Source organism: Paraplanobispora siamensis (assembly GCF_016863175.1).
GTDB classification, from domain to species: domain Bacteria; phylum Actinomycetota; class Actinomycetes; order Streptosporangiales; family Streptosporangiaceae; genus Planobispora; species Planobispora siamensis.
Genome location: NZ_BOOJ01000032.1, coordinates 255558 through 280794 on the forward strand (window position 1 = coordinate 255558; position 25237 = coordinate 280794).

Genomic DNA, 25237 nt, shown 5'->3' on the forward strand with positions numbered 1-25237 from the left:
CCGGGCCCGGCCGTGCCGGTCAGCCGGCGTGAGCCGCGGGTTTGCCGAACATGGTGCAGATCACGGCGCTCTGCAGCGCCGCGGCGGCCTTGGCGATCTTCGGGTCGCTTCCGAACTCCGACCACAGCTCCGTCGAGATGAGGACGGTCGCCGTACGGCCGCCGGTGCGGTCGGTGACGTTGGTGGAGAGGTAGCCGGGGATGCCGCCGTCGTGACCCCAGAACGTGCCGCACGGGGTGGTCCCGGTCTGGATGCCCAGCCCGGAGCCGGGCCCGTCCGGCCGCCCCGGGTCCACCGGCACGGTGGTGCGCATCTGCGCCAGCTGAGCGGCGGGCAGCAGCCTGCCGGACATCAGCGCGGTGTGGAAGCGGGACCAGTCCCGCGCGGTGGACACCACCGCCCCGGCCGCCCCGCCCCACCCGGGGTCGTTGCCGGAGACGTCCACGTGACCGTGACGCCGCGTCCCGGCCACGTGCCTGAACCCGGCCGGCACACCCGGTGGCATGTGGGCGGCGTCCGGTTCGTAGCCGCGGGCGTGCGGACCGCGCCAGGTGGGGCCGGTGGCGTAGTAGGTGTGCCTGAGGCCGAGCGGCCGGGCGATCCGGTCCCGGACCAGATCGTCCAGGCCCGCCCCGGTGACCCGCTCCAGGACGGCGCCGATCGCGGCGTAGTTGGTGTTGCTGTAGGACCATTTCGTGCCCGGCGCGAACAGCGGATCGTGCTTCGCCCCCACGGCGAGCAGCTTCGCCGAGGTCCACCGCCGCCGATCCCTGCCGAGGATCGACGGCCGGAGCGCGGCGTCCTCGGTGTAGTCGAACAGGCCGCTGGTGTGGTTCAGCAGCATGCGCAACGTGATCGCCTTGCCGCCCGGCACCTTGCCCGGCAGCCACTTCTCCACCGGGTCGGTCAGGGCGAGCCTGCCCTCGGCGACCAGTTGCAGCACGATCGTGGCCATCATGGTCTTGGTGTTGGACCCCATCCGGAACTCGTCCCCCGCCCTGAGCAGGTGATCCCGTCTGCTCCAGGGGGCCTGTTCGGCGATCTCGACCGGCCGGCCGCGGCCGTCGTCCACCCGCACGATCACGCCGGGCGCCCCGGCGGCCACCAGCTTCCGCGCCAGCTGCCGCAGTTGGGCGCGCTGCGCCTCGGCGCCGCTCCAGGCCGCGGACGGCGTGGCCGCGGCGGCAGCCGGGAACGCCGCGGCCACGGACAGGCTCACGGCCAGGCTCACGGCCGCCGGAGCCGTGACCGCACGCAGCCGGCGCGGCCGCATCGTACGATCCGACGGAAAAAGACGTTGGGACATCGACCCGTTCCTCCAGGTATAGGTGACGCGGACGAACCCACCCTCCGATCCGTCGCTCACAAAGCGCTCCCAGCACGCTGTCAGCCTCTTCACCGCGACGCCGCCACGAGGTGCGTGCCGCTTGGGGGTGCCGCGGCCTCGGCAAGCCCGAGGGGGCCCATCAGTCATTCACATCCGATGGGGCCCACCAGTCATTCGCAAACGTCTTCCAAGCGCTCCGCTCCAGGATGCGATCATGAGTCGCTCGCGCCGCCCCCGCACAGCCCGCCCGAAGCGGCCCGCCGCCGGCCGGGCCCGTCGCGACGGCACCTCCGTCGAGTCACTCCTGAAGACGGTCCTCTACGTGATCTTCGTGCTCACCCCGAGCGTGGGATGGACCACGGCGGCCACCGTTCAGGTGGCGCCCGACATCCGGCTGGCGATCGACGAGAGCGCCGCGACCGGAACCGTGACGGTCCTGGAGTGCGGGTATCGGAAGTACGCCGGCAGCTCCAGGGAGTGGCGCTACTGCGAGGGGGACTTCGTCTACGACGCCACCGGTGAGGAGGTGCGGGTCATGGCCTACGGAAGGGCCGATCCCGACGACGTCTATGCCGCGCGGATCAACGCGGAACGGGACGAGGCCGCGCTGCGGGGGGTGAAGGGTGTGCTGGCCCCGCTGACGCGCGCGTTCGTCGGTGTGATCCTTCTGGGCGTGACGCTGATGGGCCTGGTGTTCTTCTCCTCGCTGGAAAGGTGGTGGCCGTTCATGCCCGTCGCCGGCGCGGTGGCCGTGACAGGAGTGGTGGGCACGATCGCCAGCATGATCGCGTCCAACACCTGACGGCCGGTGTTCGGGAAGCCGCCGAGCTGAGCGGGTGAGCTTGTCATGAATTAAATGACCAAATAGCCTCATACGGTCAAACAAATGAGGTGAGACTCATGGTCAAGGCGGGGCGGCCCTCGCGGGACCCGGCGCGCCAGCTCGAACGCGCGCACCGGATCCTCGACGCGGTGGCCGAGCTGATCCTGCGCTGGGGTTACGACAAGACCACGATCGACGACGTGGCCAGGCGCGCCGGTGTCGCCAAGGGCACCATCTACCTGCACTGGAAGACCCGCGACGACATCTTCGCCGCGCTGCTGCGCCGTGAGCGGGTCCGCATGCTGGCCCAGGTGCGAGAGCGGGCGCCTGCGACGCTGAGCGGGCTGTTCGGCGAGTTCGCCCGCGGGGTGCTGGGGCGGCCGCTGCTCAAGGCGGCGCTGACGGGTGACTCCGAGGTGCTCGGCAAGCTCGTCCGGGAGAAGCGCGACGATCCCGCCCGGCTGCAGATCGGCGGCGCCTATGAGGACTACCTGGCCGAGCTGGTCAAGCACGGCGCGCTGCGCCCGGACGCGGGCGAGCACATGCTGATCGTCAACTCGATCGTGTACGGGTTCCTGTGCCTGCCCGACACGCTGCCCGAGGGGGCCAGGCCGTCCGGCGACCGGATCGCCGACCTGGTCGCCGACACCATCGAGCGCGCCCTGGGCACGGGCCGCGACCTGCCCGCCGCCGACGCCGAGGCCGTCGCGCGGGCCACCGCTGGCTTCCTCGAGGCCGCGGCCGAACTCGCCGGGCGCAAGCTCGCTCTGTCCATGGAGGTATGAGATGACAACCGTCCTCCCTCTCGGCGACGCCGCGGCCGACCTGGCCACCGCCGGCGGAAAGGGCGCCTCCCTGGCCGAGCTGACCGCGGCGGGGCTGCCGGTCCCCGGTGGATTCCTCGTCACGACCGAGGCCTACCGGGTCTTCGTAGCCGGGTTCCAGGAGGAGATCCTGCGCGCGGTCTCCGGCGATCCCGGGCGCATCCCGTCGCTGTTCGCCGCGCACGAGGTGCCCGGTGAGATCGCCGGGGAGATCACGCGGGCCTACGAGGCGCTCGGTGACGACGTGCCCGTGGCGGTGCGCTCGTCGGCCACCGCCGAGGATCTGCCCGGCATGTCGTTCGCCGGCCAGCAGGACACCTATCTCGACATCAGGGGCCCCGCCCTGCTGGATGCGGTCAAGCGCTGCTGGGCCTCGCTGTGGAACCCGCGCGCCATCGCCTACCGCGAGCAGAACGGCGTGCCCCACGCCGGCGTCGCGCTGGCCGTGGTCGTCCAGGAGCTGGTGGACGCCGACGCGGCCGGGATCATGTTCACCGCCGACCCGGTCACCGGCGCCCGAGACGAGATCGTCATCAACGCCTCATGGGGTCTGGGCGAGGCGGTCGTCGGCGGCCAGGTCACCCCTGACACGGTCGTCGTGTCCGGCGGCGAGGTCACCGCCGCCCGGATCGGCGACAAACGGGTCATGACGGTGCGCACCGGGGACGGCACCAGGGAGCGGCCCGTCCCCGGCGACCTGCGCGAGGCGCCCGTGCTGGACCGGGGGCAGGCGCTGGAGCTGGCCGAGCTCGGCGCCCGCATCCAGGACCTGTACGGCGTGCCCGTGGACGTGGAGTGGGCCAGGCGCGACGGCGCGTTCGCCATCGTGCAGGCCCGCCCGATCACCGGCATCAAGCCCCCGTTCGAGGAGTGGAACGACAGTCTCAAGGGCGAGTACCTGTGGACCGCGGGCAACCTCGGCGAGGCCATCCCCGATGTGATGACGCCGATCACGTGGTCGTTCGTCCGGACGTTCATCGAGGAGGCCATGTCCGCCTCGGCGCTGCCCGGCTTCGACCTGGTCGGCAACATCGGCGGGCGCTTCTACATGAACCTGAGCGTCGTCCACTCCGTCGCCGGCGCCCTGGGCATGAAGAACAGGCTGAGCGCGGTCGAGCAGGTCTTCGGCAAGCTCCCTCCCGGCCTGGAGGTGCCCCTGGTACGGGCGTCGCGCTGGGAGATCATCAAGCGTGTGCTGCCCATGGCCGTGCGCCTCCGGCGGCGCGTGCGCGAGAACATGAAGACCATGCGGGCCTTCCTCGCCGACTCCCCGCGGCGCTGCGAGGAACTGCGCGGACGCATCGCCGAGACCGCCACCGGCGCCGAGCTGGCCGGCCTGTGGGAACGGGAGATCCGGGCGCAGCTCGTCATCTCCTCCCGCATGCTGGAGGCCGCCGGTCGCCAGGGCGGCGCCACGCTCGTCTGGACCCGCGACCGGTTGCGCCGGATGGTGGGCGAGGCCGACGCCGAGGCCATGCTGACCGGCGTCAACGCCGACGGCGAGCTGGCCAGCATGGGCCCGGTGCTGGGCCTGGCCCGGCTGGCCCGGGGCGAGATCAGCAGGGACGAGTTCGCCCGCAGGTACGGACATCGCGGCCCCCACGAGTTCGAGGTCTCGATCCCCCGGCCGGGCGAGGACCCGGCCTGGATCGACTCCCAGCTCGCGGGCCTGAGCGACCTGCGCGAGGACACCGAGGCGCTGCTCGAACGCCGGCGTGAGGCCAGGGAGGCGGCGTGGGCCCGTTTCGCGCGACGTTACCCCCGCAAGGTGCGCCGGACGCGGGCCAGGGTCGCCCGGTGGAACGCGGTCGTGCGCGACCGGGAGAGCGCGCGTTCGGAGAACACGCGGGCGTTCTGGGTGCTGCGGGCGTTCGCCGTCCGGGCCGGGGAGCTGACCGGGGCCGGTGACGACGTCTTCCACCTCTACCTTCCCGAACTGCTCGCGCTGCTGCGCGGAGACCGGGACGTGCTGGACAGGGTGCCGTCGCGCCGGGCCACCTACGAGCGGTACGCGGCCCTGCCGCCCTACCCCGCCCTGATCGTGGGCCACTTCGACCCCGTGCGCTGGGCCGCCGACCCGGACCGCCGGGCCGACGTCTACGACGCGCGTGGCGCCGCCGTCCCGGTGAGCGAGACCGTGACCGGTTTCCCCGGCGCGCCCGGCGTCGTCGAGGGCGTCGCCAGGGTGATCTCGGGGCCCGAGGAGGGCGGGCGCCTCAAGTCCGGCGAGATCCTGGTGACGACGCTGACGAACGTGGGCTGGACGCCGATGTTCCCGCGCGCCGCCGCCGTGGTGACCGACATGGGCGCGCCGCTGTCGCACGCCTCGATCGTGGCGCGCGAGCTGGGCATCCCCGCCGTGGTCGGCACCGGGAACGCCACCATGCGGCTGCGCGACGGCGATCGCGTCAGGGTGGACGGAGAGCGGGGCACGGTCGAGTTGCTTGGGTGATCCGCCGGGTGGGCGGATCCCCTCTCAGCCGCCGCAGCCGCCTCCGGCGTGGTCGCTCGATCCGCTGGCGCAGCCGCCGTCATAGGCGCTGACGGCACTGGTGGAGCCGACTCCCCGGGTTGCCGCAGTTCCTCCTCCAGCGCCGGGCCGCCCACCGGGCCGAGGCCGTGCAGCTGCGGCGAGGCCGCCCGGCAAGCCGTACAGCACGGCTGCCACCTCCAGGCCACCGGACAGGCCCGGCGCCCTCGTGGTGATCGAGAAGGCCGGCCTGCTCGCGAGGCCGGGGCTCCTCGGTGTGCCTCAGGCGGTCCAGTGCGGGTCGCGGCCGAGATAGCGCAGCAGGGCCGCCACGTCGTCGTCGCCCTCCGCCTCCGGCAGAGCCGTGGCGTAGGCGCCCCAGGCCCGCACGGGGTCGACGATCACCCGGGCGGTGGGCATCAGCGCCCGGGCCAGTTCCGGTGAGAGCGGCGAGGTCTGACCGGTGGCCACGGCGATGTCCCACGCGTGGACGGCGGCGTCCAGGGCGCAGGCGCCCACGGCGAGATCGGCCGGGAGGGAATGCGGGGGAACCGGGGTCGGTACGGCGTCCGCGTTCCGGGCGACGGTGGCGAACGCGGCGGCGGAGGCGCGCATCGCCCGGTCGGCGATCTCGGCGGGATCCGTGGTCAGCGTTCCGGAGGGGGCGAAGGGGTCCTCGTCGGGGCCGGGGCCGCCGGTGATCGCGGCGGCGAAGCCGATCTGGTCGCCGGCCGCGTGCTGCAGCACCTGGGCGGTCGTCCAGTGCTCGCACGGGGTGGCCCGGTCCCAGTCCGGCCCGGCGACGCCCGCCACGGCTGTGCGCAGTGCCGCGTGGGCGGCGTCGAGGATCTCCCAGCGGGTGGCGGTGCTCTGGCCCATCGTGTGTTCCTTCCAGTCGTGGCGGCCCGAGGCGTCCGGCTCCGTCCGCCGCGGCATGCCTCCACTATATCAGAACGGAATCATCTATTCCAGTAATGGGTCGTGTCGGCACCGGAAGGTAGGCCGGCGGCGTGCGGTGCCACTCCCTCCGGCCCGCTCATCCTCCCGTTCCGGCAGGCGGACGCGGGGATCCGCCCGGGGCCCGTCGCAGACGCCCGCCCAGCCGCCACGGCGCCAGGATGTTCTCGTAGTGCGGCTTCCTCTCGTACGGCTCCTCCGTGTTCTCCGCCAGGTCCCACTCCATCCCCTTGATGAGGAGCCATGACAGGACCATGAGCAGCACGAACAGCCCGGCGGACCACCAGGCCGACGCGGCCGACCCGCGCAGGGCGATGTGCAGCCAGCCGGCCATGCTCGCGGGATAGATCACGGCGGCCGCGAAGGGCTCGCTCAGGAAGCCCGCCATGTCGTGCGGACGCCGCCGGAACTGGCCGTAGACGTCCATCCGTTCCTCGAGCCTCACTCCGGCGTGGATGATGTGGCCGCATTTCTTGATGCCGTGGAGCTCGTAGGCGAACAGTCCGGCCGTGGCGGCCAGGCCGAACCACCCGATGCCGCCCAGATCTCCGGGCATCCGTTCTCCCCGGAGGAAGAGGATCCCGGCGCCGGTCGCGAGAGGGAGCAGCCCGAGCAGTTTCATCCGTACGGTGTCGATTTCGCGGTAGCTCTGGCAGAGCTGCGTGTAGACAAGCCGGACGTTCTCCGTGGACTGGTCGGCGTCCGCCGTCACGTCGTCTTCGGGCGGGAGCATCCCATCCTCCTCGGCCTGGAGATTCCAGCTCATCATCGGTCTGGAGGGCTTCACCGTGAAGCAGCAGCCGCGCCCGTGGGTCAGTCGACGCAGACGAGGAAGACGTCCATGTCCCAGGCGGCCGGGGTGCCGCTCTCGTCCTCGGTGGCGAAGCCGGTGGCGCCGCTCTGGGTCGGGGAGGGAACGATCCCGGTCAGGACGACCTGGTTCTGCTGCCCGCCGTTGCCCAGGCCGACGCCGTACACCCGCTGGTCAGCGTCCGAGCACGTCACGTTGGCCGTCTTGCCGCTGGCGGAGTTGCCCTGCGGCTGTCCTGCGACCTCGACGACGTAACCGGGCGGCTGGTCGGCGCACACCCCGTAGGCGGTCACCTTCCACCGGCCCTGGAAGCCGTTCTCGTCCTCGTAGGCGTTGGCGAAGGTGAAGGTGTCCTGGATGCCGGCCTCGGTCAGGGCGACATGACCCCTGCCGCCGTCGATCCGCCCACCGCCCCCGACGGCCACCTTGCCGTTCGGGCAGGCCACCATCTCGGTCTGCGACGGCGGCGATCCGGCCGGAGCGGCGGAGCTCACGTAGGTCAGGCCGGGCAGCCGGTCGGCGCAGACGGCGTACGCCGACAGCCGCCACGAGCCGTGGAAGCCGTTGCCGTCCTCGTGCGCGGCCGCCTCGAAGAAGGACTCCAGGCGCCCGTGCTGCCGCCGGGCCACCGGCTGCAGGCGGGTCAGGACCACCTGCGCCCTGGCATCGGGCGACTGGCCCGAGGTGCCGCCCTCGATCAGGGCGCCGCCGCCGATCGCGTACTCGCCCCGGGGGCAGCGCGCCCGGACGGTCTTCTCACTGGAGGAGCTCACGCCGGTCCTGGCCGAGACCCGGTCCACGTCCGGCGCCGAGGCCGCCTCGGCCGCCGCCACCGAGAGCTGCGCCGTGAACAGTCCCGTGGCGGCCAGGAGTACGGCGAGCCGCATGTGTCGCATCATGATGGTCCCCTTCTCGTGTGAGAACGTCACGACGCTACGGCGGGACCCGTCCGGGCGACCCGGGGTCCGCGCCGGGGATGTCCCCGGGTTCGCCGCGACCTCTCCCGGGGCTACGCGACCTCTCCCGGGGCTATCCGTGCCCGGGCGCGTCGGCGGCCAGGACGGGCACGTCCGCGGGGGACAGCAGGGCGAGCAGGTCGGCGGCGTCGAGCAGGCGGACCCCGCCCGGGTCGAGGCGGCCCGGGTGCAGGGCGTAGACCTGCGCCCCTTCGGCCACGTCGAGGTCGTCCTCGATGACCGCGGCGAACTCCGTCCCGCCGCCGGCCGCGGGATCCGCCGTGCCCGGAGCCTGCAGGACGTCCTGCGGACCGGCCAGGGCGGTCAGCCGGGCGGCGAAGCCGGCGGGCTCCTCGTCCGCGCCGCGCAGGTAGCGGCCGAGCGTGCCGTCGCCGTGCCGTACGACCACCTCGCGGGCGCGGGCCGCGGCGTGCCAGCAGGCCACCTCCCACAGGGTGACGCGGTCGCCGAGGCCGAAGGCGTCCTCCAGGGCCGAGCCCAGCCGGGCGAGCTGCTCCCGGTACTCCTCCACGTCGTGGAAGGACCCGGAGGCCGACAGGTTGAGGTCGGCCCAGCGCATCGTGCGCGACCACAGGTCGGCCACGAGCGGCACCAGGACCTTGGCGGGCCCGGCCAGCTCGAAGCGCTGCCGTACGGCCAGCGGCTCGAACAGCCCGTCGGAGGGCGTCTCCATGAACCCGGCGAACCCCCGCACCAGCTGGTCGAACGGCACGTCGTTGTAGCTGAAGACGACCGGGATCGCGTAACGCCCGCCGATCGCGCGCAGCGCCTCGACGTCCAGATCCACGAACTCCGAGGCGCCCAGCGGCTCGGGCGCGGAGGTGAGGTCACCGGAGTGCACGGCGGCGTTCCTGCGCAGCACCAGGTTGGTGTAGTCGCACAGCCCGGTGAACTCCCAGCGCTCGTCGAACAGCGCCACCGACAGGTCCAGGTCGACCCGGGCGTCCTTCGGCTCGGCCCAGTGCAGGAACAGCCGGATCCGCTCCCCGGCGGGGATCGGCCGGACGCTGCCCCGCGGCAGCCGTACCAGGGCCGAGGAGGCCGAGCGCTCGGCGGCCGGGGCCAGCAGGTCGGACAGCCCCTCGTCCAGCACCGCCCGCTCCACCTCGGGCAGGAGGGCGGCGCGGCGCAGCATCTCGCCGATGATCGCCGAGGAGACCGCGGCGACGGCCTGGGCGGGGACCGGCGGGCGCTCGTCGGGCCGGGTCCAGATCCGGGCCGCGCCGCCGCGCGGCAGGAAGACCCGGGAGCCGCCGGGCGGCGTGCGGAGCTGGCCGAGCGCGGAGATCAGCACACCGGGGGAGACCTTCGGCGCGGCCTCGGTCACCGCCGCGGCGAGCTGCCCGGCGGGGACGTGCCGGGTCAGGTGCACGATCCGGCGGACCAGCTCGCCGGGCCGCGTGGCGAGCAGGCCGAGCGCCCCGGCGTGGTCGCCGTCGCGCAGCGCCGCCTCGACGCGGCCGGCGAAGGTGAGCGCGCGCAGCCGTACCCCGTCGAACCTGACGACCTCGGGGTGGGCGGCGGCGCGGGCGAGCAGCGCCCGGGCCGGCGGGGCGCCGGTGTCCAGCCGGGTGCCGCGCAGCGCGGCGAAGGCCAGCGCCGCGTGCGGGTGCCGCCGGTGGTGCTCGAACGGGTGCAGCACCTCGGCCATGTGCTTCCAGGCCTCGGGGTGGCGGTGCAGGTCCTCGACCAGGTGCGGTACGGCCATCCGGTCCATCCGGTCCAGCAGCGCCCGCCGCAGGGGCCGGGGCACGGAGGTACGGCGGGGCGGGCGGACGCGCAGGCCGGGATCGCCGCCCATCAGGGCGTACAGCAGGCGCAGCACGTCGGTCGCGCTGTCGGCGTAGCGGTCCAGCAGCTCGCCGACGCCGGGGACGTCACCGGCGTCGGCGGCGTCGGCGGTGCTGTGCGACAGGGCGGCGGCCAGGACCAGCGCCCGGGTCTCGCGGACCGCGATCTTCTCCGGCAGCCAGCCCGCCGAGCGCGGCCAGAAGCCGCCGACCAGGTCCGAGATCGCCGCGCGGTCCTCCGGGCGGGGCGGGGTCTGCCGGTCCAGCAGCTCCCCGAGCAGCTCGCGGGCGGCCTCGGCCGGGTCCTCGCACAGCCACAGCACGACCACGCGCTCCGGCAGGCGCTCGTTCCCGGCCACGGCCTCGGCCACCGGGTCGTCGGCGGGCCGCAGGAACGGGTCGTCCGGGTCGATGCGGCGGTGGCAGATCGGGCAGGCGGCGAAGTCGGCGCCGTCCCAGCAGGACCGGCAGACCAGATGCGCGCAGGGCGAGACGGGGTGGACGGCGTCCACCTCCCCGCACAGCACGCACGGCCGCTCCGGCTCCTGCAGCAGAAGCGCGAAGACACGGCGCACGTAGAACTCGAAGGTGTCGGCGGGCACGCTCGCCGGGAAGCCGCGGAACAGCGGGACGTGCTCCACGTGACCGCCGAGCTCGGCGGTGACGGCCCGCAGCAGGGCGTGACCGGCGTCGGCCAGCTCATGGCGGTCCAGCTCGCCCAGGCGGCGGCGCAGCGGGGCCGACAGCAGATAGCCCAGCCGCAGCAGGTCGGCCTCCAGAGCCAGCAGGCCGTCGGCGACGGCGGGCCCGGCGGCCTGTCGGCGCGAGCCCTTGGCGCCCTTCGCCTTCCACCAGCGCGATCCCCGGTCCGGCTCGTGCGGCCGGGGATCCGTCAGCAGGCCGGGAGCCACGAGACGGCGCCGCCGCAGCAGCGTCTCGGCCAGCCAGTCCATCGTGGTCCCCCCTCCCGCCCGGCAAAAGAAAAAGGGGCGGAGAGCAGACGCGCTACTTTCTTTTCAAGAGAGGAGGAGAAGGAAGCACGTCCAGGAGCCGCCCCTGGATTCAGACTGTACCGGGCATTCGGGTGATGTGCCGTAACGTCGACCAGATCGCCAAGCGCGCCGGCCAGTACGGGGGCGGATATGACGTTTGTCATCAGTTGATCATGTGAAGTGCACGAAAACCCGTGATCGCCCGCACTGATGCGCGGCCGCCGTCGCCGGGACGCTGGGGACATGACGAGATTCGATCAGTACCGCGCCGGATCCCGGCCGCGGTTCCCAGTACTGCTGTCCGGCGCCGCGCTGGTCTCGGCGCTCGGGCTGGTGCTCGCCGCCGGTACCGCGACCGCCGGGACGGGACCCGCCGCGCAGGGCTCTTCCGCAGAGGCGTCTCCCGCTGTGCAGCAGGGAACCGGCCAGGTCAAGCCGGTCCGCCTCACGCTGCCGGAGCCGACCGGCCCGCACCGGATCGGCACGCTCGCCCTCCACCTGGTCGACCACTCCCGCCGCGATCCGTGGAAGCCCGCCAAGGCGGCCCGGGAGCTCATGGTCCAGCTGTGGTACCCGGCCAGGAGCGTCACCGGGCACCCCCGGGCTCCGTGGCTGTCTCCGGGCGTGGCCGCGCTCCAGTTGCGCGGCCTGCCCACCGGGACCGTACGCCTGCCCGACAGCCACGGCCACCTCGGCGCGCCGGTGGACCGCTTGCGCGGCGGGCGGGCGGTGGTGCTCTTCTCGCACGGCTTCGGGGCCGACCGGGCCTCGGGCACCGCCCTGGTGGAGGACCTGGTCAGTCACGGCTATGTCGTGGCCGCCATCGACCACACCTACGACGCGGGAGCGGTGGAGTTCCCCGGCGGGCGGGTGGAGACCCACGCGGCCAGTTCCCCGCCGCCGGACTTCGACGACCCCGAGAACCCCGTCGCCACCAAGGCGGTGGCCGCCCGCCAGGCCGACGTCCGCTTCGTCCTGGACCGGCTCGGCGCGCTCAACCGCGGGCAGCATGTCCCGCCCGGCCGGCGCACCCTGCCCGAGGGGTTCAAGGGCGCGCTCGACCTGTCGCGCGTCGGGGTGTTCGGCCACTCGCTGGGCGGCGCCACGAGCGCGGCCGCGATGCACGCCGACGCGCGGATCAGAGCGGGGGTCAACCTGGACGGCGCGATGTTCGGGCCGGTCCTGCGCACCGGGCTCGACCGGCCGTTCCTGCTGGTCGGCTCTTCGGGACACGGGCGCGACAACGACCGCAGCTGGGCGGCCCTGTGGCCGCGGCTGCGCGGCTGGCGGCTGCAGCTGCAGCTGCAGGGATCGGCGCACTCCTCCTTCACCGACCTTCAGGTGCTGCTCAGGCAGCATTCGCTGGGACTGCCGCCGGAGCAGATCGACGAGATGATCGGCACCATCGACGGTCCGCGTTCGGTTCTCATCCAGCGCATCTACCTGCGCGCCTTCTTCGACCGGCACCTGCTGGGCTCGCCGAGCCGGTTGCTGGCCGGGCCGTCGCCCCGCTGGCCGGAGATGCGGTTCGTGCCGTGACGACCGCCCCCGGCCGGTGACCACAATGTCCGATGGACAGGCCGGGCCGGGGGCCGGGCACGCAGATCGAGGAGAGGGATGCGGCAGATGATCCGACCGGTCCGGTGGCGTGGGCGCGGCCAGGCGGAGCGTTTCGATCTGTGGGCCCGCGCCTCCTCGTGCGGGATGTTCGCCCTCGAGCCGGTGTTCCTGGCCGTCATGGTCGGCTCCGAGGTGGGCACGGCGGCGCTGTGGACGATGACGGCCGGCGCCGCCGTGCACGCCGTCGTGTGCGTGCTGCTGGCATCCGCCGGCCTGAACCGCTATCTGACGCCAGACCGGCGCGGATCGCGACCGGCCGGGCTGATCGCGATCGCCGCCGGGCTCACCGTGGCGCAGGTCGCGATCGGCGCCCTGGCCTATCCCGGCGCGACGCCCGGCCACCCCGACGGCCCGGCCTCGGCGCTGCTGGTGATCACGGTCATCGCGTTCGTCACCGCCCTGTCGTCGGCGGTGCCGTACCCGCTCACACTGGCGGCGATCGTGGCGGGCGGCCTGGCCAGGTGGGCCGTGTCCCGGGCGGAGGGCGCGCCGGTGGAGACCGCCGTCCCCGCCGCGATCGCACTGTCCGCTCTCCTGCTCGTTGTGGTGATCGCCTTTCGCAGCTCGATGTGGACGCTGCGGGTGGTCTGGGAACTGGACCGGGCGCGCAAGGCCCAGGCCCGCCTCGCGGTCGCCGAGGAGCGCCTGCGCTTCGCCAGGGACCTGCACGACGTGATGGGCCGGAACCTGTCCGTCGTGGCGCTCAAGAGCGAACTCGCCGCCCAGCTGGTCAGGCGGGGAAGGCCGGGGGCGGCCGAGGAGATGCTCCAGGTGCGCCGGCTGGCGCAGGACTCCCTGGCCGAGGCGCGCGCGGTCGTAGGCGGGTACCGCACCGCCGACCTGGACGCCGAGCTCGCCGGCGCCCGCTCGGTGCTGGCCTCGGCCGGGATCGGCTGCACGGTGGTCGGTGACGGGTACGGCCTGCCCGCCGAGGTGCAGGACGCCCTCGGCTGGGTGGTGCGGGAGGGTGTGACGAACGTGCTGCGGCACAGCCAGGCGCGGGTGTGCACGGTGTCCCTGCGCCACGTCCCGGACGCCGGCGGCGGACGAGTGAAGTTGACCATGGAGAATGACGGAGTCACCGGTCCGGGCGCAAGGCGGCCGGAGTGGGCCGGCAGCGGCATCCCCGGGCTCACCGAGCGGCTGGCCGCGCGCGGGGGCCGTCTCGCGGCCGCCTACGGGCAGCCCGACCGGTTCCGGCTCACCGCCGAACTGCCACTGCCCGCCCTCGCGCAGGAGGACCTTCGATGACCGCCGAGACGATCCGCATCCTGCTCGCCGAGGATGAGCATCTCATCCGCGGCGCTCTGGCGGCGCTGCTCGGGCTGGAGGAGGATCTGAGCGTCGTGGCCCAGTCGGCCACCGGCGCCGAGACGCTCGCGATGGCCCGCGCCGTCCGCCCGGACGTCGTCGTGCTCGATCTGCAGCTGCCGGACACCGACGGCGTGGTCGTGGCGCGCGCCCTCCATGAGGAGCTGCCCGGATGCCGGACGATGATCGTCACCAGCCACGGCCGGCCGGGGCACCTGAAGCGGGCGCTGTCGGCCGGCGTGCGCGGGTTCCTGCCCAAGACCGTCTCCGCCGAGGTGCTGGCCGACGCCGTACGGACCGTCCACCGGGGCGGCCGCTACGTCGATCCGCAGCTCGCCGCCGAAGCCATCAGCGCGGGCGACAGCCCGTTGACGCCCCGCGAGGCAGACGTGCTCGAACTGGCGGCCGAGGACATGCCGATGGAGGAGGTCGCCCGCCGGGCGTCCCTGTCACCCGGCACCGTGCGCAACTATCTGTCCTCGGCGACCGCCAAGCTCGGGGCGGCCAACCGGCACGAGGCCGCGCGGATCGCCCGCCGTTACGGCTGGATCTGACCTCGAGCCGACCTTCTCACCCCCGTTGGTGATGTGTGAGCAGCTGAGTGAGCAGGCGGGTCAGCGTTTGCCTGTCCTCGGCCGGAAGCGGTCCGAGCAGGTCGTCCTGCACCTTGTCGAGCGCTCGGTCCATGCGTCGCAGCTGCCGCTCACCCGATGTGGTGAGGGTCACTATGTTGCGCCTTCGATCATCCGGGTCCGGCGTCCGTTCGACGAAACCTTGTCCGGCCAGTTCGTTGATCGCCGCCACGACGTCGCTGCGGTCCATGTTGCATCGGCGGCCGAGCTCGGCCTGGCTGGCCATCCCGAACTCGTCCAGCGCGGCCAGGATGCGGTAGTGGTATCCGCGCGAGCCCACCTCGCCGAAGCCGTCGGACGCCAACCGGTGGGCGTGGACCGCCAGCTGGGTGAGCAGCCAACTCGGCCTTGCAGTCAGGCGTGCGGGTGTCTCTGCCACGACGGCCACCATACATCGTTGGCGTGCCCAATGAATCTGCATATAGTGGGCGGCACCAATGTTGGAACGGCCAACGGAAGAGGATGTCATGTCCACGGAGACTCTGATCGCCGACCGCATCGAAATCGCCGATCTGTTCACCCGCCTCGCGTCCCTGCTGGACGAGGCGCGGTGGGAGGACGCAGGCACCGTCTTCGCCGACGACGTGGCGGTGCACTCGCCGCGCGGGGGAGAACTGCACGGCATCGACAAGGTCGTCGCCTTCATGCGGCAGAGCGAGGTCGAGGGGGAGTGCACCCAGCACACGACCACCGACCTGCTGGTGGACGTTGACGGCGACCGGGCGGCCGCCTCGGCGAACTCGCTCGTGTACTACTACCGCGACGGCCAGGCCCCCCACTTCACAGGCGGCCTGCGGCAGTACTGCACCGCGGTACGGACGCCGGCGGGCTGGCGATTCCGCGAGGTGCGGATCACGCCCGTCTGGACACGCGAGAGCTGATCCCTCTCCGGGCGGCTGTGGACACCACGAAAGTGTGGACACTGCCGGCGAAATCCGGTGAGCGCTTCACGGGACGGGACTTCCGGCACCTCCGCAGTACGGGCAGCGGACACCTCCCTGCGGCGAGTGTGCATTCCGTACCCGCGCTTCATGATTCGATGAGCAGCCGGCGCGCGATCTCCCGGGGGACCGGGTGGATGCGTTCCGGCGGCAGTAGCCGTCGGGCCTTCGCTGTCTGGCCGGCCTGGACCAGCGCCGCGATCTTCCGCACCTGCGGAGTGATGTCGGTCAGACCGACGATCCACTCCTCCGCGAACGTGCGGATCAGTCCGCGGCCGATGCCGACCTGGATGCTGTAGTGGTTGAGCGCGGCCCCGCGCAGCGAGCGCTCGGGGTCCCACTGGAGGTGGACCGCCGCCCGGTTGAGCGCTTCGGGGGCCGCTGTCGTCAGCACCGCCCGACCGAGCGCCTCGTGCCAGCCTTCCCGGGTGATCCGTACCGCCAGGACGCGTTCCTGGCCGGGCTTGTGCGCCCAGTTGCTGCGGTGCATGAGCCACAGGAACGACGGCTTGATCCACGTCATGCGGGTGAAGGAGAAGGGCGGCACGAACCGTCCGGCCTGGAGGGCGGGGTCGGCCACCGCGGAGGAGTACGCCTGATAGACCACGATCGTCTCGGCGTCGTAGTCGGCACGTACCTGGCGTTGGGGTGGCATGTCGAGCACCCTGCCACCTGCCAGAACCTGGCTCAAACCGTTTTCTCCCGCGATGGGGCTTCTTTGGGGATCACCACTTTTTGCAAGCCGGCCCGGTCTTGAGCCGGTGGCGTTCCTGGCCGCTGAGCATGGCCGCCAGCCGGACGAGTGACACCGCGCCGCCGGCCAGGGTGGTCAGCGTGAGCGTGAACCAAAACGCCGTCCAGGTGGAGGGGATCGACAGGAGCAGCACCATGGCGGGCGGACCGCCCAGCACCAGCAGCCGGATTCGCCGGTCGTCGCGAAGGTGCCGGCGGGTCTCCGGAGCCGGGCGCGGTCCGTCGGCTGTGATCAGGCGCCAGGCGGACAGCGCGGTGCCGTACAGCACCAGCAGCGTCATCAGGCCCAGCAGCTGCACCCACTCGGGCACGGCGGGGTGAGCGGGACTGGAGGCGGGCAGGGTCAGCGCGCTGATCGGCAGGGCGCCCAGCGCCTCGACGGCGAGGAGCCGGCTGATCGGTCGCTCGCGGAAGAGCACCATCAGTGATACTATCGTCATAGATACGATCGTAATTCATGCGATAGATTTATTTGCGATCGAATGGGATGGGTGATGAGAATCCTCGTTCTCCGCGGCGACGGCGTCCTCATCGCCCGGAGCGCCGCGCCGCCCCGCTGACCCGCGCCCGATCCACCGGACAGGAGAACCCCATGCGAGAACACGCCGCGGGCGCGAACCATCTGCCGACCGTCCGATCCGGCGAGGTCGACGTGGTGGTCGTGGGAGCCGGGCTGGCCGGGCTCCTGGCCGCGCGCCGGCTGCACCAGGCAGGCATGAACGTCGTGGTCTGCGAGGCCAAGGACCGCCTCGGCGGACGGATGCTGACCACGACCTCCACCGCGGGCCTCCCGGTCGACGCCGGGGCCGCCTGGGTGGGGCCTGGCCAGAAAGCGGTCCTCGCTCTATTGGAAGAACTGGGCATCGCACTGGTGCCGCAGTACGACGACGGAGCGAACCTGCTGCACATGGACGGCAGGACCCACCGCTACCAGGGGAGCGTTCCCCCGGTCGGGCTGATGGGCCTGTTCGACCTCGGGCGCGCCCAATACGCCCTGGACCGGATGGCCCACCGCCTGGGCCCTCCGCCCTGGCACGGAGCCTACGCCCGCCGCCTGGACGCTCAGACCTTCGGCGGCTGGATGCGCCGCCACGTCCACACCCATGCGGGCCGGATGGTCTTGGAGGCGGCGGCCGCCGGCGGTTTCGGCTGCCGGCCCGAGGCGCTGTCGCTCCTGGCGTTCGCCGCCCACGTCGGAGGAGCAGGCGGGCTCAGCTCACTGCTCGAGGTCAGCGGAGCGCTGAAATACCGGATCGCCGGCGGTGCGGGCTCGCTGACCGGCAGGCTGGCGGCGGACCTGGACGGCCGGATCCTCACCGGCCACCCGATCACCCACATCAGCCGCACCGATCACACGGCCTGCGTGAGCGGCCCGGGCAGCGCACCCGTCACCGCCCGCCACGTCCTCATCACCACAGACCCCGCAACCGCCCAGGCCATCGCGCACGATCCGCCGCTGCCCACGGCCCGAGCCGACCTGCAACGCCGCTGGCAGATGGGGCACGCCAGCAAGAGCCACCTCATCTACTCGCGGCCGTGGTGGCGAGATCAGGGCCTCACCGGCGCCGCCGTCACCGACCGCGGCCTCGCCCGCATGACCTTCGACGTCAGCCCGCCCGATCCGGACGCCCCGGGCGTCCTGCTGGCGTTCGTGGACCTCGGCGACGTCGACGATCCCGACCTCCTGCGGCCCGGCGCGACCCCTGAGCGTGAACGCCGGGTGCTCGACGACCTGGAGGCACTCTTCGGTGAGCACGTCCGCGCCCCCCTGGACTACCTCGAACACGACTGGGCCGCCGAACCCTGGCAGAGCGGCTGCGTCCCCGCCCCGCCACCCGGCCTGCTCGCCTCCCACCACCCGTGGCTGACCCAGCCCATCGGGCCCCTGCACTGGGCGGGCGCCGAGACCTCCTATCTGTGGGAGGGCCACATGGAGGGCGCCGTCCGCTCCGCCGACAGAGCCGTCACCGAAATCCTCACCGCCCGCCAGTGAGCGACAACTCACCATGCGCGGGGAAGCGTCCAGCGGATGTCGCTGAGCAGGGCCATCGAGGCTCGGCGCCGGTCACCTGCCAGGCGCTGCTGGGCTTTCCACGTCGCCGTAGAGGCGGAACAGGCGGATGTGCTCGCTGTCGGGGCCGACGTTCTCCTCCAGCAGGGACCAGCACTGCGCCAGCAGTGCGCGTGCCTGGCTGCCGGGCCAGGGCTGCGGGAGCAGTTGCGGCGGCAGAAGGGGGTCGGGCTCCATGGCGCGGGTGAATTCGGCGGCCAGTTCCACCGCGATGGTCAGGCGCTGCGCCGCGGACAGGTCGGCGTGGTCGCGCAGGCGCTCCAGGCGCGGGCGGGCGACGGCGGCCAGCCGGTGATAGCGCTCGGCGATCTCATCCAGAGGCCACAGGGCGCGGGCGAGGGCGACGGGATCGCTTTGGTCGCCCCGGCGCAGGTCGTGGGTTGTCGCGACGGTGAGGTGGTCGAGCACGTCCAAGCGGCGGGCGTGATCTTCGACGTAGGGTTCCCACGGGTTGGGGCTGAGGTAGAGGCCACCCTGGAGGGGGGCTCCGCCCAGGCGGGTGAGGGCGGCGCGCAGGGCGTCGCGTGCGGTGCGGGCGCTCTCGGGGACGGCGAAGGCGACCAGGTGCCAGGTGCCGTCCCAGGGAGCGAGCCCGGCGTCCTGGCGGAAGGCGTGGGCGACGAACTCCACGTCGAAACCCAGGATCTGCCCGGTGGCGCCGGTGGCCCGCAACAGTCCTTTGCGTCCCCGGCCTTCGTGGTGGAAGCGCCCCTCGGCGATCAGCCGCTTGATGCACAGGCGCACCTGCTGGTCGGTCATGCCCAGCAGATTGCCGGTGGCGTAGAGCTCACCGGTGTCGACCGTCAGGTCGGCGCGTACGAGCGCCTCGACGAGCATCCGGGTGGGGACCTGCACGTCCGGTCCTGGCAGGGGAGGTGCGGCGTTCATGCTGCGGCCTTCCAGGGCGGTGCGGGCGGACGGTGCGCAAGGAGTTTACCGGTGTTCACGGCCCGATGACCTTCGCCACCGCCGCCAGCAGGACGCGGTGGCGAGGGTCATCCAGCGCGTCGGCGGGCATGGAGCGGGGGAGGAAGGCCAGCGCCAGGCCGCGTCGGGGATCGGCGAGCCCGAGCGCGCCCCCGATCCCCGGATGGCCGAAGGCCGACGGAGAGCCCAGCCGCCAGGCGCGGCTCGGCAGGGCGAAGCCGCAGCCGAAGGCCGAGCTGACACCGAGGACCCGGTCCCTGCCGGTCACGCGCGGCCCTACGGCGGCGCGCAGGGTGCGCCCGCCGACCAGGCAGGGGCCCGCCCCCGGCAGGAGCATGGCGTAAAGCCGGGCCAAGGATCGCGTGGTGGCGACGGCGTTGGCGGCGGGCAGCTGGGCGGTGAGGGTCTGCCGGCGGCGCACCCACACCTCGGGCGCCTCGTCGATGGCGCCGCCCACCGTCATCGCCTGCCACAGCGGTGTCCCGGGGCGTGCGAAGACCGTGGTGGTCAGCCGGACCAGGAGGGGAACCCGGGTGGCGGCCTGTAGCGGGACAGGCGGCGGGCCGTCCGGTGTCCCGATGCTGATCGCCAGGCCGTGGGGGCGGCAGATCAGCTCGGTGAGCACCTCGCCCAGGCGCCCGCCGGTGATGCGGCGCACCAGCTCGTCGGCGAGGGCTCCCCAGGTGAGCGCGTGGTAGGCGGGCCGGCCCGGCGGCCAGCGCAGGTGCTCATCGGCCAGGGCGTCGGCGAGCGGGCGCCCGTCGAGCACCTCGGCGAGGGTGATCGGATGGGTGGGTGCGATGAGCCCGGCCTGATGGCTCAGCAGCTGCGCGACGGTGATGTGCGACTTGCCGTGGCGGCCGAACTGCGGCCAGTACCTGGCCACCGGGGCCTCGAAGTCGATGTCGCCGCGCTCGGCCAGCACCGCCAGGCACGCGGCGGCGACGCCCTTGGAGGCCGAGAAGATCACCTGGCGGGTGTCCGGGCCGTGGCTTCCGCCGTAGAGGTCGACGGCGGTCGCGCCGCGGTGCACGATGTGCAATCCCGCGCCGAGCTCGCCCGGTCTGCGCATGATCGCGGCGAAGGCCTCGCGGACCGGTCGCCATCCGGGGGCCACCTCGCCGTGGATCGTCGCGCCGGCCATCAGGCGCGGTCCATTTTGACCACCTGGCCGCGCCCGCTTCGCGGAGGGTCGCTGTGGGCGGCCAGCTCGTCGAAGTACCGATCGGGGTCGAGCACCGCGTCGGGAGCGTGGACACCGGGCGCGCGGACCGACCCGTCGAGGATCTGCCCGGCCGCCAGCGCCAGGGGGATCCCGGTCGCCTTGGCCATTCCCCGGGGAGAGGCGATCAGCCGGGCCCCGATCGCGGCCGGGCGGCCGTCGCGGATCCCGGCGGCCAGCGCGAAGAAGGCCGGCAGCGCACCGGGGCCGCGCAGCGAGAGCCGGTGGACGGCGGAGCGGGTCAGGCGGCGCACGGCCGGGTCGTCGAGTTCGGCGGCGGCCTGCTCAAGGGTCAGCCTCCCACTGTCGACGTCATCGCGCAGGGTCATCAGATAGGCGGCGGTCAACGGCCGCACCACCATGACGCAGGTCGAGTCGCGGGCGATCGAGAGGGTCTTCGGCAGGGTCACCGGCTCGGGATGGCCGACGGTGTAGGCGGTGCCCCTGCCCCGTCCCGGATAGTGCAGGGTGATCGCTTCCAGGGGCGGCCGTTCGGCGGGCCCCCCGGCGCTCCACGTCCTGATCGTCCCGGACAACTGCTGCATCCAGTGCACGGTGGCCGCCGACAGGCCGACTGCGGAGTCATCGGCCGGATCGTCACCGGCGAAGGGCACATCCACCGGCCAGGCCGTGTGCAGGTCGTCGACGGTGTCCAGTTCGCGGGCTGCCAGCGCGGCCAGCATGTTGCTGGTGCCCGGGCTGGCCCCGGCCCCGATCACGGCGATCACGCCGGCGTCGCGTGCCCGGGCGTCCAGCGCGAACATGTCCAGCGTCGGCTCCCAGTCATCGCAGATGTCGACGTAGTCGGTGCCGGTGTCGATGGCCGCCTGCAAGACGGGCACGCCGAGCCGGAAGAAGGGCCCGGTGGTGTTGACGACGAGGTCCGCCTCCCGGAACAGGGCGCGCAGCCGTACCGGATCCGTCGCATCGGCCGCGCACGGGACCAGCGGCGTGGCGCCGCCCGCCAGCCGGTCGGTCAGCCGGGTGGCGGCCTGCAGATCGCGGTCGGCGATCACCAGCTTTGCGATGTCACCGCGGGCGGCCAGCGCCTCGACTGCGGGCGCGCCCATCGCTCCGGCCCCGCCCAGGGCGATGACGGTGCGCTTGCTCAGTTCACTCATCGAAGACCATGCCTTTGCGAATGTCGAGGAAGGCGAATTTCGCCCGATCCAGCAGGTAGTTCTGGGTGACGGCCCAGGGGTCGCGTTCGCCCTGCCGGGGGAACAGGTGCGCGGCGCGCTGAATGTAGGTGGAGGTCAGGCCGAGCAGGGGCCGGCCCGCTCGGCGGGGCGGCGGGGCGGGCATCGCGGTGCTCAGGCCGCGCCGCCGCATGTGATCGAGCAGCCGCACGACGTAGCGCGAGGACAGGTCGGCCCGCAGCGTCCAGGAGGCGTTGGTGTAGCCGACGCAGAAGGCCAGGTTGGGCACGCCGCTGAGCATCAGCCCGCGGTAGGCGGTGGTCTGCGCCGGGTCGACCGCCCGCCCGTCCACCGACACGGCGATCCCGCCGAGGGGGACCAGCGACAACCCCGTCGCCGAGACGACCACCTCGGCCTCCAGGAACTTCCCCGACTCCAGTTCGATGCCGTGCTCGGTGAAGCGGGTGATCTCGTCGGTGACCACGGATGCCCGCCCGGCGGCCACCTGCCGCAGGAGGTCCCCGTCGGGCACCACGCACAATCGCTGGTCCCACGGTTGATAGCGGGGGGTGAAGTGCTGGTCCAGGTAGGCCGGATCCGGCAGCAGACGCAGCAGGTCCTTGCGCAGGTATCGCTTGGTCTGTTCGGGGAAACGCCGGCTCAGCCAGTAGGTCAGCTGGCTGCTCAGCACGTTCTTGCCGCGGATGAGCGCGTGCGCGAGCCGGGCGGGAAGAAGGCGGCGCAGCGCATCGGCTGTTCGATCGACCGCGGGCTGGGAGGCCAGGTAGGTGGGTGATCGCTGCAGCATCGTGACGTGCGCCGCCGTCTCGGCCAGTGCCGGGACGAGCGTGACCGCGGTGGCCCCGCTGCCGATCACCACCACCCGCTTGCCGGCCAAGTCGAGGTCCTGCGGCCAGAACTGCGGATGCACGAACCGGCCGCCGAAGTGGTCCAGGCCCGCGAAGTCCGGTTGATGGCCTTGCGCGTAGTCGTAGTAACCGGCGCAGACGTACAGGAACGAGCACGTCCATGTCTGGGAGCGGCCGCCCTGCTGGGTCCGGACCACCCACCGGGGTCCCTCCCACGACCACGCGGCGGCGACCACCTTGACTCCGTAGCGGATGTGCCGGTCGATCCCGTGCGCGTGGGCGGTGTCTTCGATGTAGCGGCGGATGCTGTCGCCGTCGGCCAGCGACTTCGCGCCCCGCCACGGGTGGAACGGATAGCTGAGGGTGAACATGTCCGAGTCCGAACGGACGCCCGGGTAGCGGAACAGGTCCCAGGTGCCGCCGAGGCGGTCCCTGGCCTCCAGCACCGCGTAGGTCCAGCCGTGCCGTCGCAGGTGCCAGGCGGCGCCGACGCCGGACAGGCCCGCCCCGACGATGAGCACGTCCACATGCCGCGGATCGTTCATTTCTGAAACGCTCGTCATGGAAACGATAGTAATGGAAATCATGGGTAAGCGGCGAGCGGCCGAAAGCGGTGGGCCGGCGTGGCGGGCGTGGGGTTGACAGGCGCCTCCGCCCTCCTAATGATAGTGAATATTCACTTTTAAAGGGGTACAGCGTTCGTTCTCTACGGAGCCGCCGGCACCACCGGCACTCTGACCGCCGAGGCCGCGGTGCGCCGCCTCGATGCCGACCCCGGACCATCTGCACCACGGACTTGAAAGGAGACGACATGCCACGAGCCAGCCAGAAGGACACCATCCTGCGCGCGGCGCTTTCGTGCTTTGCCGAGTACGGCTACGACGCCACCCGCACCCGGCACATCGCCGAGCGCGCGGGCGTCGCCGAATCGGCGCTGTATCGCCACTACCCGTCGAAGGAGGCCATCGCCCAGGAGCTGTACGCCGGGTACTTCACGCGCTACACCGAGCGCCTGCGGGTCATCGCCGACGGACCGCAGGATCCGGCCGGCAAGCTCACCGCGGTGATCCGCGCGGTGCTGGCCGCCTACCGGGAGGACCCTGACGCGTTCGTGTTCACCCTGGTGCGCACCCCGGCGTTCCTGCCGCGGCTGCCGGAGGGCACGGTGTACCCGGTGGAGGTCGTCGAGGGCATCATCACCGCCGGGCAACGCGCCGGAGTGATCCGCGAGGGCCAGGCCAACCTACTGGCCGGCATCTTCTTCGGCTGCGTGTTGCGCCCGATCATCCTGGCGACGCTGGCCGCGCCCGGCGCCCTGGACCTGCTCGGCGAGACCGGGCACGACACCGTCATCGAACAGGCGGCGCTGGCCGCCCTCAGGAGGCCGTCATCGTGATCACCTTCCTCGACCGCCACGCGACCGGGCGCGCGGTCGCCGCCGCGGCGGCGGCGTTGGCCGCCCTGCTGGGGGCGATGTACGCGGCCACCACCGCGTTCTACGACGCCACCGGCGTCGGCATCCTCAATCTGCTCGGCGCCCGCAACTTCGCCGAGCCGCGCAGCGGCGGCTACAGCGCGGAGGTCGCCTACGCCTGGCTGACCGCCTACGGCCCCGACGGGCGGCGCGACCACCTGCTCATCTTGCTGCTGGACATCCCGCTCGTGCTGGCCTTCACCGCCTTCACCGCCCTCGGCCTGCGCTATGCCGCCGTCCGGCTGCCGGTGCCCGGCCGGCTGCGCGCGCTGATCCCGGTGCTGCCGGTGACGGGGGCGGTGCTGAACTACGCCGAGGACATCGGCATCACCGTGCTGATCGCCGGGTATCCGGATCGCCTCGACGGGCTCGCGGCCGTCCTGAGCGCCGTCAACGCGGCCAAATCGATGACGTACATGACGGCTCTGCTCACCACGCTGATCGCACTGGCCGCGCTGGCCGTGGCCGCGGTGTGGCGCCGGGTGCGGGCCGCACGCTGCCCGGCGGATCAGGCGGGCCTGTAGCGCGGATTGTCACCGTAGGCGGCAGACTGCAGCTCGACGGCCGGGCGGGTACCCGGCTCACCTTGCTCCTTCCGCAGGGAGGCGGGCGATGACGAAGGTCCTGGTGGTGGATGATCACCCGGTGTTCCGGGAGGGGGTGGCGAGCCTGCTGTCCCGGGCGGAGGGCGTCGAGCTGGTGGGGGAGGCCGGTTCGGGAGAGGAGGCCGTACGGCTGTCGCGCGAGTGTGATCCCGACATCGTGCTGATGGATCTGCACATGCCCGGCCTGGGCGGAGTCGAGGCGATCCGCCGGATCACCGGCGACAATCCGGACACCGGGGTGATCGTGCTGACCATGCTGGAGGACGACGAGTCGGTGGTCGCCGCGATCCGCGCGGGCGCCCGCGGTTATGTGGTCAAGGGGGCCGAGCGGGAAGCGCTCCTGCGCGCGATCCACGCGGTCGCGCGGGGCGAGGCCCTGCTCGGCGCCGCGGTGGCCGGCAAGGTGCTCCGCCGGGCGGCGCGCGGCGCGGGGTCGCCCGCAGCTATCGACGCTCTCACCCCTCGGGAGCGGGAGGTGCTGGGGCTGATCGGCCAAGGCCTGCTCAACCACGAGATCGCCCGGCGACTGGTGATCAGCGAGCGTACCGTCGGCAACCACATCACGAGCATCTTCCGCAAGCTCCGGGTCGCCGACCGCGCGCAGGCCGCGCTGCGCGCCCGCGACGCGGGCCTGGACCGCTAGGGCGTGGACACCTTGAGACCTGGACCATGGGAGGGTTCAGTGAAAGGAGTCCTGGTCGG

General features: G+C 72.6%; 23 protein-coding genes. 11 read left to right on the plus strand and 12 right to left on the minus strand.

Translation table 11 applies throughout. The annotated features are described in order from the left end of the window. Positions 1-19: 19 nt before the first annotated feature. The gene (locus Psi01_RS20125; RefSeq protein WP_239127860.1) at positions 20-1273 is read right to left on the minus strand and encodes a serine hydrolase domain-containing protein; all 1254 of its coding nucleotides are present in this window, start codon (positions 1271-1273) and stop codon (positions 20-22) included. A 268-nt stretch (positions 1274-1541) separates the two neighbouring features. Here Psi01_RS20125 and Psi01_RS20130 point away from each other — a divergent pair, with 268 nt between their 5' ends. The 3 genes from Psi01_RS20130 to Psi01_RS20140 all read left to right on the plus strand — a co-directional run bounded on the left by Psi01_RS20130 (position 1542) and on the right by Psi01_RS20140 (position 5426). Then, positions 1542-2129 carry a hypothetical protein gene (locus Psi01_RS20130; RefSeq protein WP_204065579.1) on the plus strand — a complete coding sequence of 196 codons (588 nt, stop codon included), beginning with the start codon at positions 1542-1544 and terminating at the stop codon, positions 2127-2129. A gap of 98 nt (positions 2130-2227) precedes the next feature. After that, on the plus strand, positions 2228-2935 hold the full coding sequence (locus tag Psi01_RS20135; RefSeq protein ID WP_204065580.1) for a TetR/AcrR family transcriptional regulator: 708 nt from the start codon (positions 2228-2230) through the stop codon (positions 2933-2935). A 1-nt stretch (position 2936) separates the two neighbouring features. Next, positions 2937-5426 carry a PEP/pyruvate-binding domain-containing protein gene (locus tag Psi01_RS20140; RefSeq protein WP_204065581.1) on the plus strand — a complete coding sequence of 830 codons (2490 nt, stop codon included), beginning with the start codon at positions 2937-2939 and terminating at the stop codon, positions 5424-5426. Between the two features lie 300 nt (positions 5427-5726). On the opposite strand, the gene Psi01_RS20145 is transcribed toward Psi01_RS20140, so the two are convergent. The 4 genes from Psi01_RS20145 to Psi01_RS20160 form a co-directional block, all read right to left on the minus strand. Next, on the minus strand, positions 5727-6380 hold the full coding sequence (locus Psi01_RS20145) for a TIGR03086 family metal-binding protein (RefSeq protein WP_239127861.1): 654 nt from the start codon (positions 6378-6380) through the stop codon (positions 5727-5729). 100 nt (positions 6381-6480) lie between these two features. Then, complete coding sequence (locus Psi01_RS20150) at positions 6481-7134, minus strand: hypothetical protein (RefSeq protein ID WP_204065582.1); 654 nt, start codon at positions 7132-7134, stop codon at positions 6481-6483. A gap of 80 nt (positions 7135-7214) precedes the next feature. Continuing rightward, complete coding sequence (locus tag Psi01_RS20155; RefSeq protein ID WP_204065583.1) at positions 7215-8111, minus strand: hypothetical protein; 897 nt, start codon at positions 8109-8111, stop codon at positions 7215-7217. Between the two features lie 130 nt (positions 8112-8241). After that, complete coding sequence (locus Psi01_RS20160; RefSeq protein ID WP_204065584.1) at positions 8242-10932, minus strand: MXAN_6230/SCO0854 family RING domain-containing protein; 2691 nt, start codon at positions 10930-10932, stop codon at positions 8242-8244. A gap of 282 nt (positions 10933-11214) precedes the next feature. Between Psi01_RS20160 and Psi01_RS20165 the strand changes: the two genes are divergently transcribed. The 3 genes from Psi01_RS20165 (at position 11215) to Psi01_RS20175 (ending at position 14456) form a co-directional block, all read left to right on the plus strand. Further along, positions 11215-12510 carry an alpha/beta hydrolase family protein gene (locus Psi01_RS20165; RefSeq protein WP_204065585.1) on the plus strand — a complete coding sequence of 432 codons (1296 nt, stop codon included), beginning with the start codon at positions 11215-11217 and terminating at the stop codon, positions 12508-12510. Between the two features lie 87 nt (positions 12511-12597). Next, positions 12598-13842, plus strand: coding sequence for a sensor histidine kinase (locus tag Psi01_RS20170; RefSeq protein ID WP_204065586.1), 1245 nt, complete (start codon positions 12598-12600; stop codon positions 13840-13842). Next, on the plus strand, positions 13839-14456 hold the full coding sequence (locus Psi01_RS20175) for a response regulator transcription factor (protein ID WP_204065587.1): 618 nt from the start codon (positions 13839-13841) through the stop codon (positions 14454-14456). Before Psi01_RS20170 ends, Psi01_RS20175 begins: the two co-directional genes overlap by 4 nt. A 16-nt stretch (positions 14457-14472) precedes the next feature. Here the strand turns inward: Psi01_RS20175 and Psi01_RS20180 are convergent, their stop codons facing one another. After that, complete coding sequence (locus Psi01_RS20180; protein WP_204065588.1) at positions 14473-14913, minus strand: MarR family winged helix-turn-helix transcriptional regulator; 441 nt, start codon at positions 14911-14913, stop codon at positions 14473-14475. An 88-nt stretch (positions 14914-15001) separates the two neighbouring features. Here Psi01_RS20180 and Psi01_RS20185 point away from each other — a divergent pair, with 88 nt between their 5' ends. Beyond that, a complete protein-coding gene (locus tag Psi01_RS20185; RefSeq protein WP_204065589.1) occupies positions 15002-15415 on the plus strand; it encodes a nuclear transport factor 2 family protein in 414 nt (137 codons plus the stop codon). 148 nt (positions 15416-15563) lie between these two features. On the opposite strand, the gene Psi01_RS20190 is transcribed toward Psi01_RS20185, so the two are convergent. Beyond that, a complete protein-coding gene (locus Psi01_RS20190; protein ID WP_204065590.1) occupies positions 15564-16130 on the minus strand; it encodes a DUF4291 domain-containing protein in 567 nt (188 codons plus the stop codon). Positions 16131-16200: 70 nt separating this feature from the next. Continuing rightward, positions 16201-16668: a hypothetical protein gene (locus Psi01_RS20195; RefSeq protein WP_204065591.1), complete on the minus strand. Its 468-nt coding sequence runs from the start codon at positions 16666-16668 to the stop codon at positions 16201-16203. A gap of 152 nt (positions 16669-16820) precedes the next feature. Here Psi01_RS20195 and Psi01_RS20200 point away from each other — a divergent pair, with 152 nt between their 5' ends. Beyond that, positions 16821-18221, plus strand: coding sequence for a flavin monoamine oxidase family protein (locus tag Psi01_RS20200; protein ID WP_204065592.1), 1401 nt, complete (start codon positions 16821-16823; stop codon positions 18219-18221). A 72-nt stretch (positions 18222-18293) separates the two neighbouring features. On the opposite strand, the gene Psi01_RS20205 is transcribed toward Psi01_RS20200, so the two are convergent. From Psi01_RS20205 to Psi01_RS20220, 4 genes are read right to left on the minus strand one after another with little or no spacing between them, the layout of a single operon-like run. Further along, complete coding sequence (locus Psi01_RS20205) at positions 18294-19187, minus strand: PaaX family transcriptional regulator C-terminal domain-containing protein (protein ID WP_204065593.1); 894 nt, start codon at positions 19185-19187, stop codon at positions 18294-18296. A 55-nt stretch (positions 19188-19242) separates the two neighbouring features. Next, positions 19243-20370, minus strand: coding sequence for a serine hydrolase domain-containing protein (locus Psi01_RS20210; RefSeq protein WP_204065594.1), 1128 nt, complete (start codon positions 20368-20370; stop codon positions 19243-19245). Continuing rightward, complete coding sequence (locus Psi01_RS20215; protein ID WP_204065595.1) at positions 20370-21569, minus strand: saccharopine dehydrogenase family protein; 1200 nt, start codon at positions 21567-21569, stop codon at positions 20370-20372. The genes Psi01_RS20210 and Psi01_RS20215 overlap by 1 nt, the downstream gene beginning before the upstream one ends. Continuing rightward, entirely contained in the window at positions 21562-23001 is a 1440-nt protein-coding gene (locus tag Psi01_RS20220) for a flavin-containing monooxygenase (RefSeq protein WP_204065596.1), read from the minus strand. The genes Psi01_RS20215 and Psi01_RS20220 overlap by 8 nt, the downstream gene beginning before the upstream one ends. Before the next feature lie 266 nt (positions 23002-23267). On the opposite strand from Psi01_RS20220, the gene Psi01_RS20225 reads away from it, so the two are divergent. The 3 genes from Psi01_RS20225 to Psi01_RS20235 all read left to right on the plus strand — a co-directional run bounded on the left by Psi01_RS20225 (position 23268) and on the right by Psi01_RS20235 (position 25178). After that, positions 23268-23852, plus strand: coding sequence for a TetR/AcrR family transcriptional regulator (locus Psi01_RS20225; RefSeq protein ID WP_204065597.1), 585 nt, complete (start codon positions 23268-23270; stop codon positions 23850-23852). Beyond that, positions 23849-24454: a hypothetical protein gene (locus tag Psi01_RS20230; RefSeq protein ID WP_204065598.1), complete on the plus strand. Its 606-nt coding sequence runs from the start codon at positions 23849-23851 to the stop codon at positions 24452-24454. Before Psi01_RS20225 ends, Psi01_RS20230 begins: the two co-directional genes overlap by 4 nt. An 88-nt stretch (positions 24455-24542) precedes the next feature. Next, positions 24543-25178: a response regulator gene (locus tag Psi01_RS20235; protein ID WP_204065599.1), complete on the plus strand. Its 636-nt coding sequence runs from the start codon at positions 24543-24545 to the stop codon at positions 25176-25178. The last annotated feature ends 59 nt before the right edge of the window (positions 25179-25237 follow it).

What these genes read in the sequence shown, in the direction of transcription:
- Psi01_RS20220 (WP_204065596.1), bottom strand. Translation starts at nt 23,001, where the DNA reads ATGAACGATCCGCGGCATGTGGACGTGCTCATCGTCGGGGCGGGCCTG.
- Psi01_RS20125 (WP_239127860.1), bottom strand. Translation starts at nt 1,273, where the DNA reads ATGCGGCCGCGCCGGCTGCGTGCGGTCACGGCTCCGGCGGCCGTGAGC.
- Psi01_RS20175 (WP_204065587.1), top strand. Translation starts at nt 13,839, where the DNA reads ATGACCGCCGAGACGATCCGCATCCTGCTCGCCGAGGATGAGCATCTC.
- Psi01_RS20200 (WP_204065592.1), top strand. Translation starts at nt 16,821, where the DNA reads ATGCGAGAACACGCCGCGGGCGCGAACCATCTGCCGACCGTCCGATCC.
- Psi01_RS20210 (WP_204065594.1), bottom strand. Translation starts at nt 20,370, where the DNA reads ATGGCCGGCGCGACGATCCACGGCGAGGTGGCCCCCGGATGGCGACCG.
- Psi01_RS20170 (WP_204065586.1), top strand. Translation starts at nt 12,598, where the DNA reads ATGATCCGACCGGTCCGGTGGCGTGGGCGCGGCCAGGCGGAGCGTTTC.
- Psi01_RS20190 (WP_204065590.1), bottom strand. Translation starts at nt 16,130, where the DNA reads ATGCCACCCCAACGCCAGGTACGTGCCGACTACGACGCCGAGACGATC.
- Psi01_RS20195 (WP_204065591.1), bottom strand. Translation starts at nt 16,668, where the DNA reads ATGACGATAGTATCACTGATGGTGCTCTTCCGCGAGCGACCGATCAGC.
- Psi01_RS20130 (WP_204065579.1), top strand. Translation starts at nt 1,542, where the DNA reads ATGAGTCGCTCGCGCCGCCCCCGCACAGCCCGCCCGAAGCGGCCCGCC.
- Psi01_RS20215 (WP_204065595.1), bottom strand. Translation starts at nt 21,569, where the DNA reads ATGAGTGAACTGAGCAAGCGCACCGTCATCGCCCTGGGCGGGGCCGGA.
- Psi01_RS20145 (WP_239127861.1), bottom strand. Translation starts at nt 6,380, where the DNA reads ATGCCGCGGCGGACGGAGCCGGACGCCTCGGGCCGCCACGACTGGAAG.
- Psi01_RS20165 (WP_204065585.1), top strand. Translation starts at nt 11,215, where the DNA reads ATGACGAGATTCGATCAGTACCGCGCCGGATCCCGGCCGCGGTTCCCA.
- Psi01_RS20185 (WP_204065589.1), top strand. Translation starts at nt 15,002, where the DNA reads ATGTCCACGGAGACTCTGATCGCCGACCGCATCGAAATCGCCGATCTG.
- Psi01_RS20140 (WP_204065581.1), top strand. Translation starts at nt 2,937, where the DNA reads ATGACAACCGTCCTCCCTCTCGGCGACGCCGCGGCCGACCTGGCCACC.
- Psi01_RS20135 (WP_204065580.1), top strand. Translation starts at nt 2,228, where the DNA reads ATGGTCAAGGCGGGGCGGCCCTCGCGGGACCCGGCGCGCCAGCTCGAA.
- Psi01_RS20155 (WP_204065583.1), bottom strand. Translation starts at nt 8,111, where the DNA reads ATGATGCGACACATGCGGCTCGCCGTACTCCTGGCCGCCACGGGACTG.
- Psi01_RS20235 (WP_204065599.1), top strand. Translation starts at nt 24,543, where the DNA reads ATGACGAAGGTCCTGGTGGTGGATGATCACCCGGTGTTCCGGGAGGGG.
- Psi01_RS20205 (WP_204065593.1), bottom strand. Translation starts at nt 19,187, where the DNA reads ATGAACGCCGCACCTCCCCTGCCAGGACCGGACGTGCAGGTCCCCACC.
- Psi01_RS20150 (WP_204065582.1), bottom strand. Translation starts at nt 7,134, where the DNA reads ATGCTCCCGCCCGAAGACGACGTGACGGCGGACGCCGACCAGTCCACG.
- Psi01_RS20160 (WP_204065584.1), bottom strand. Translation starts at nt 10,932, where the DNA reads ATGGACTGGCTGGCCGAGACGCTGCTGCGGCGGCGCCGTCTCGTGGCT.
- Psi01_RS20225 (WP_204065597.1), top strand. Translation starts at nt 23,268, where the DNA reads ATGCCACGAGCCAGCCAGAAGGACACCATCCTGCGCGCGGCGCTTTCG.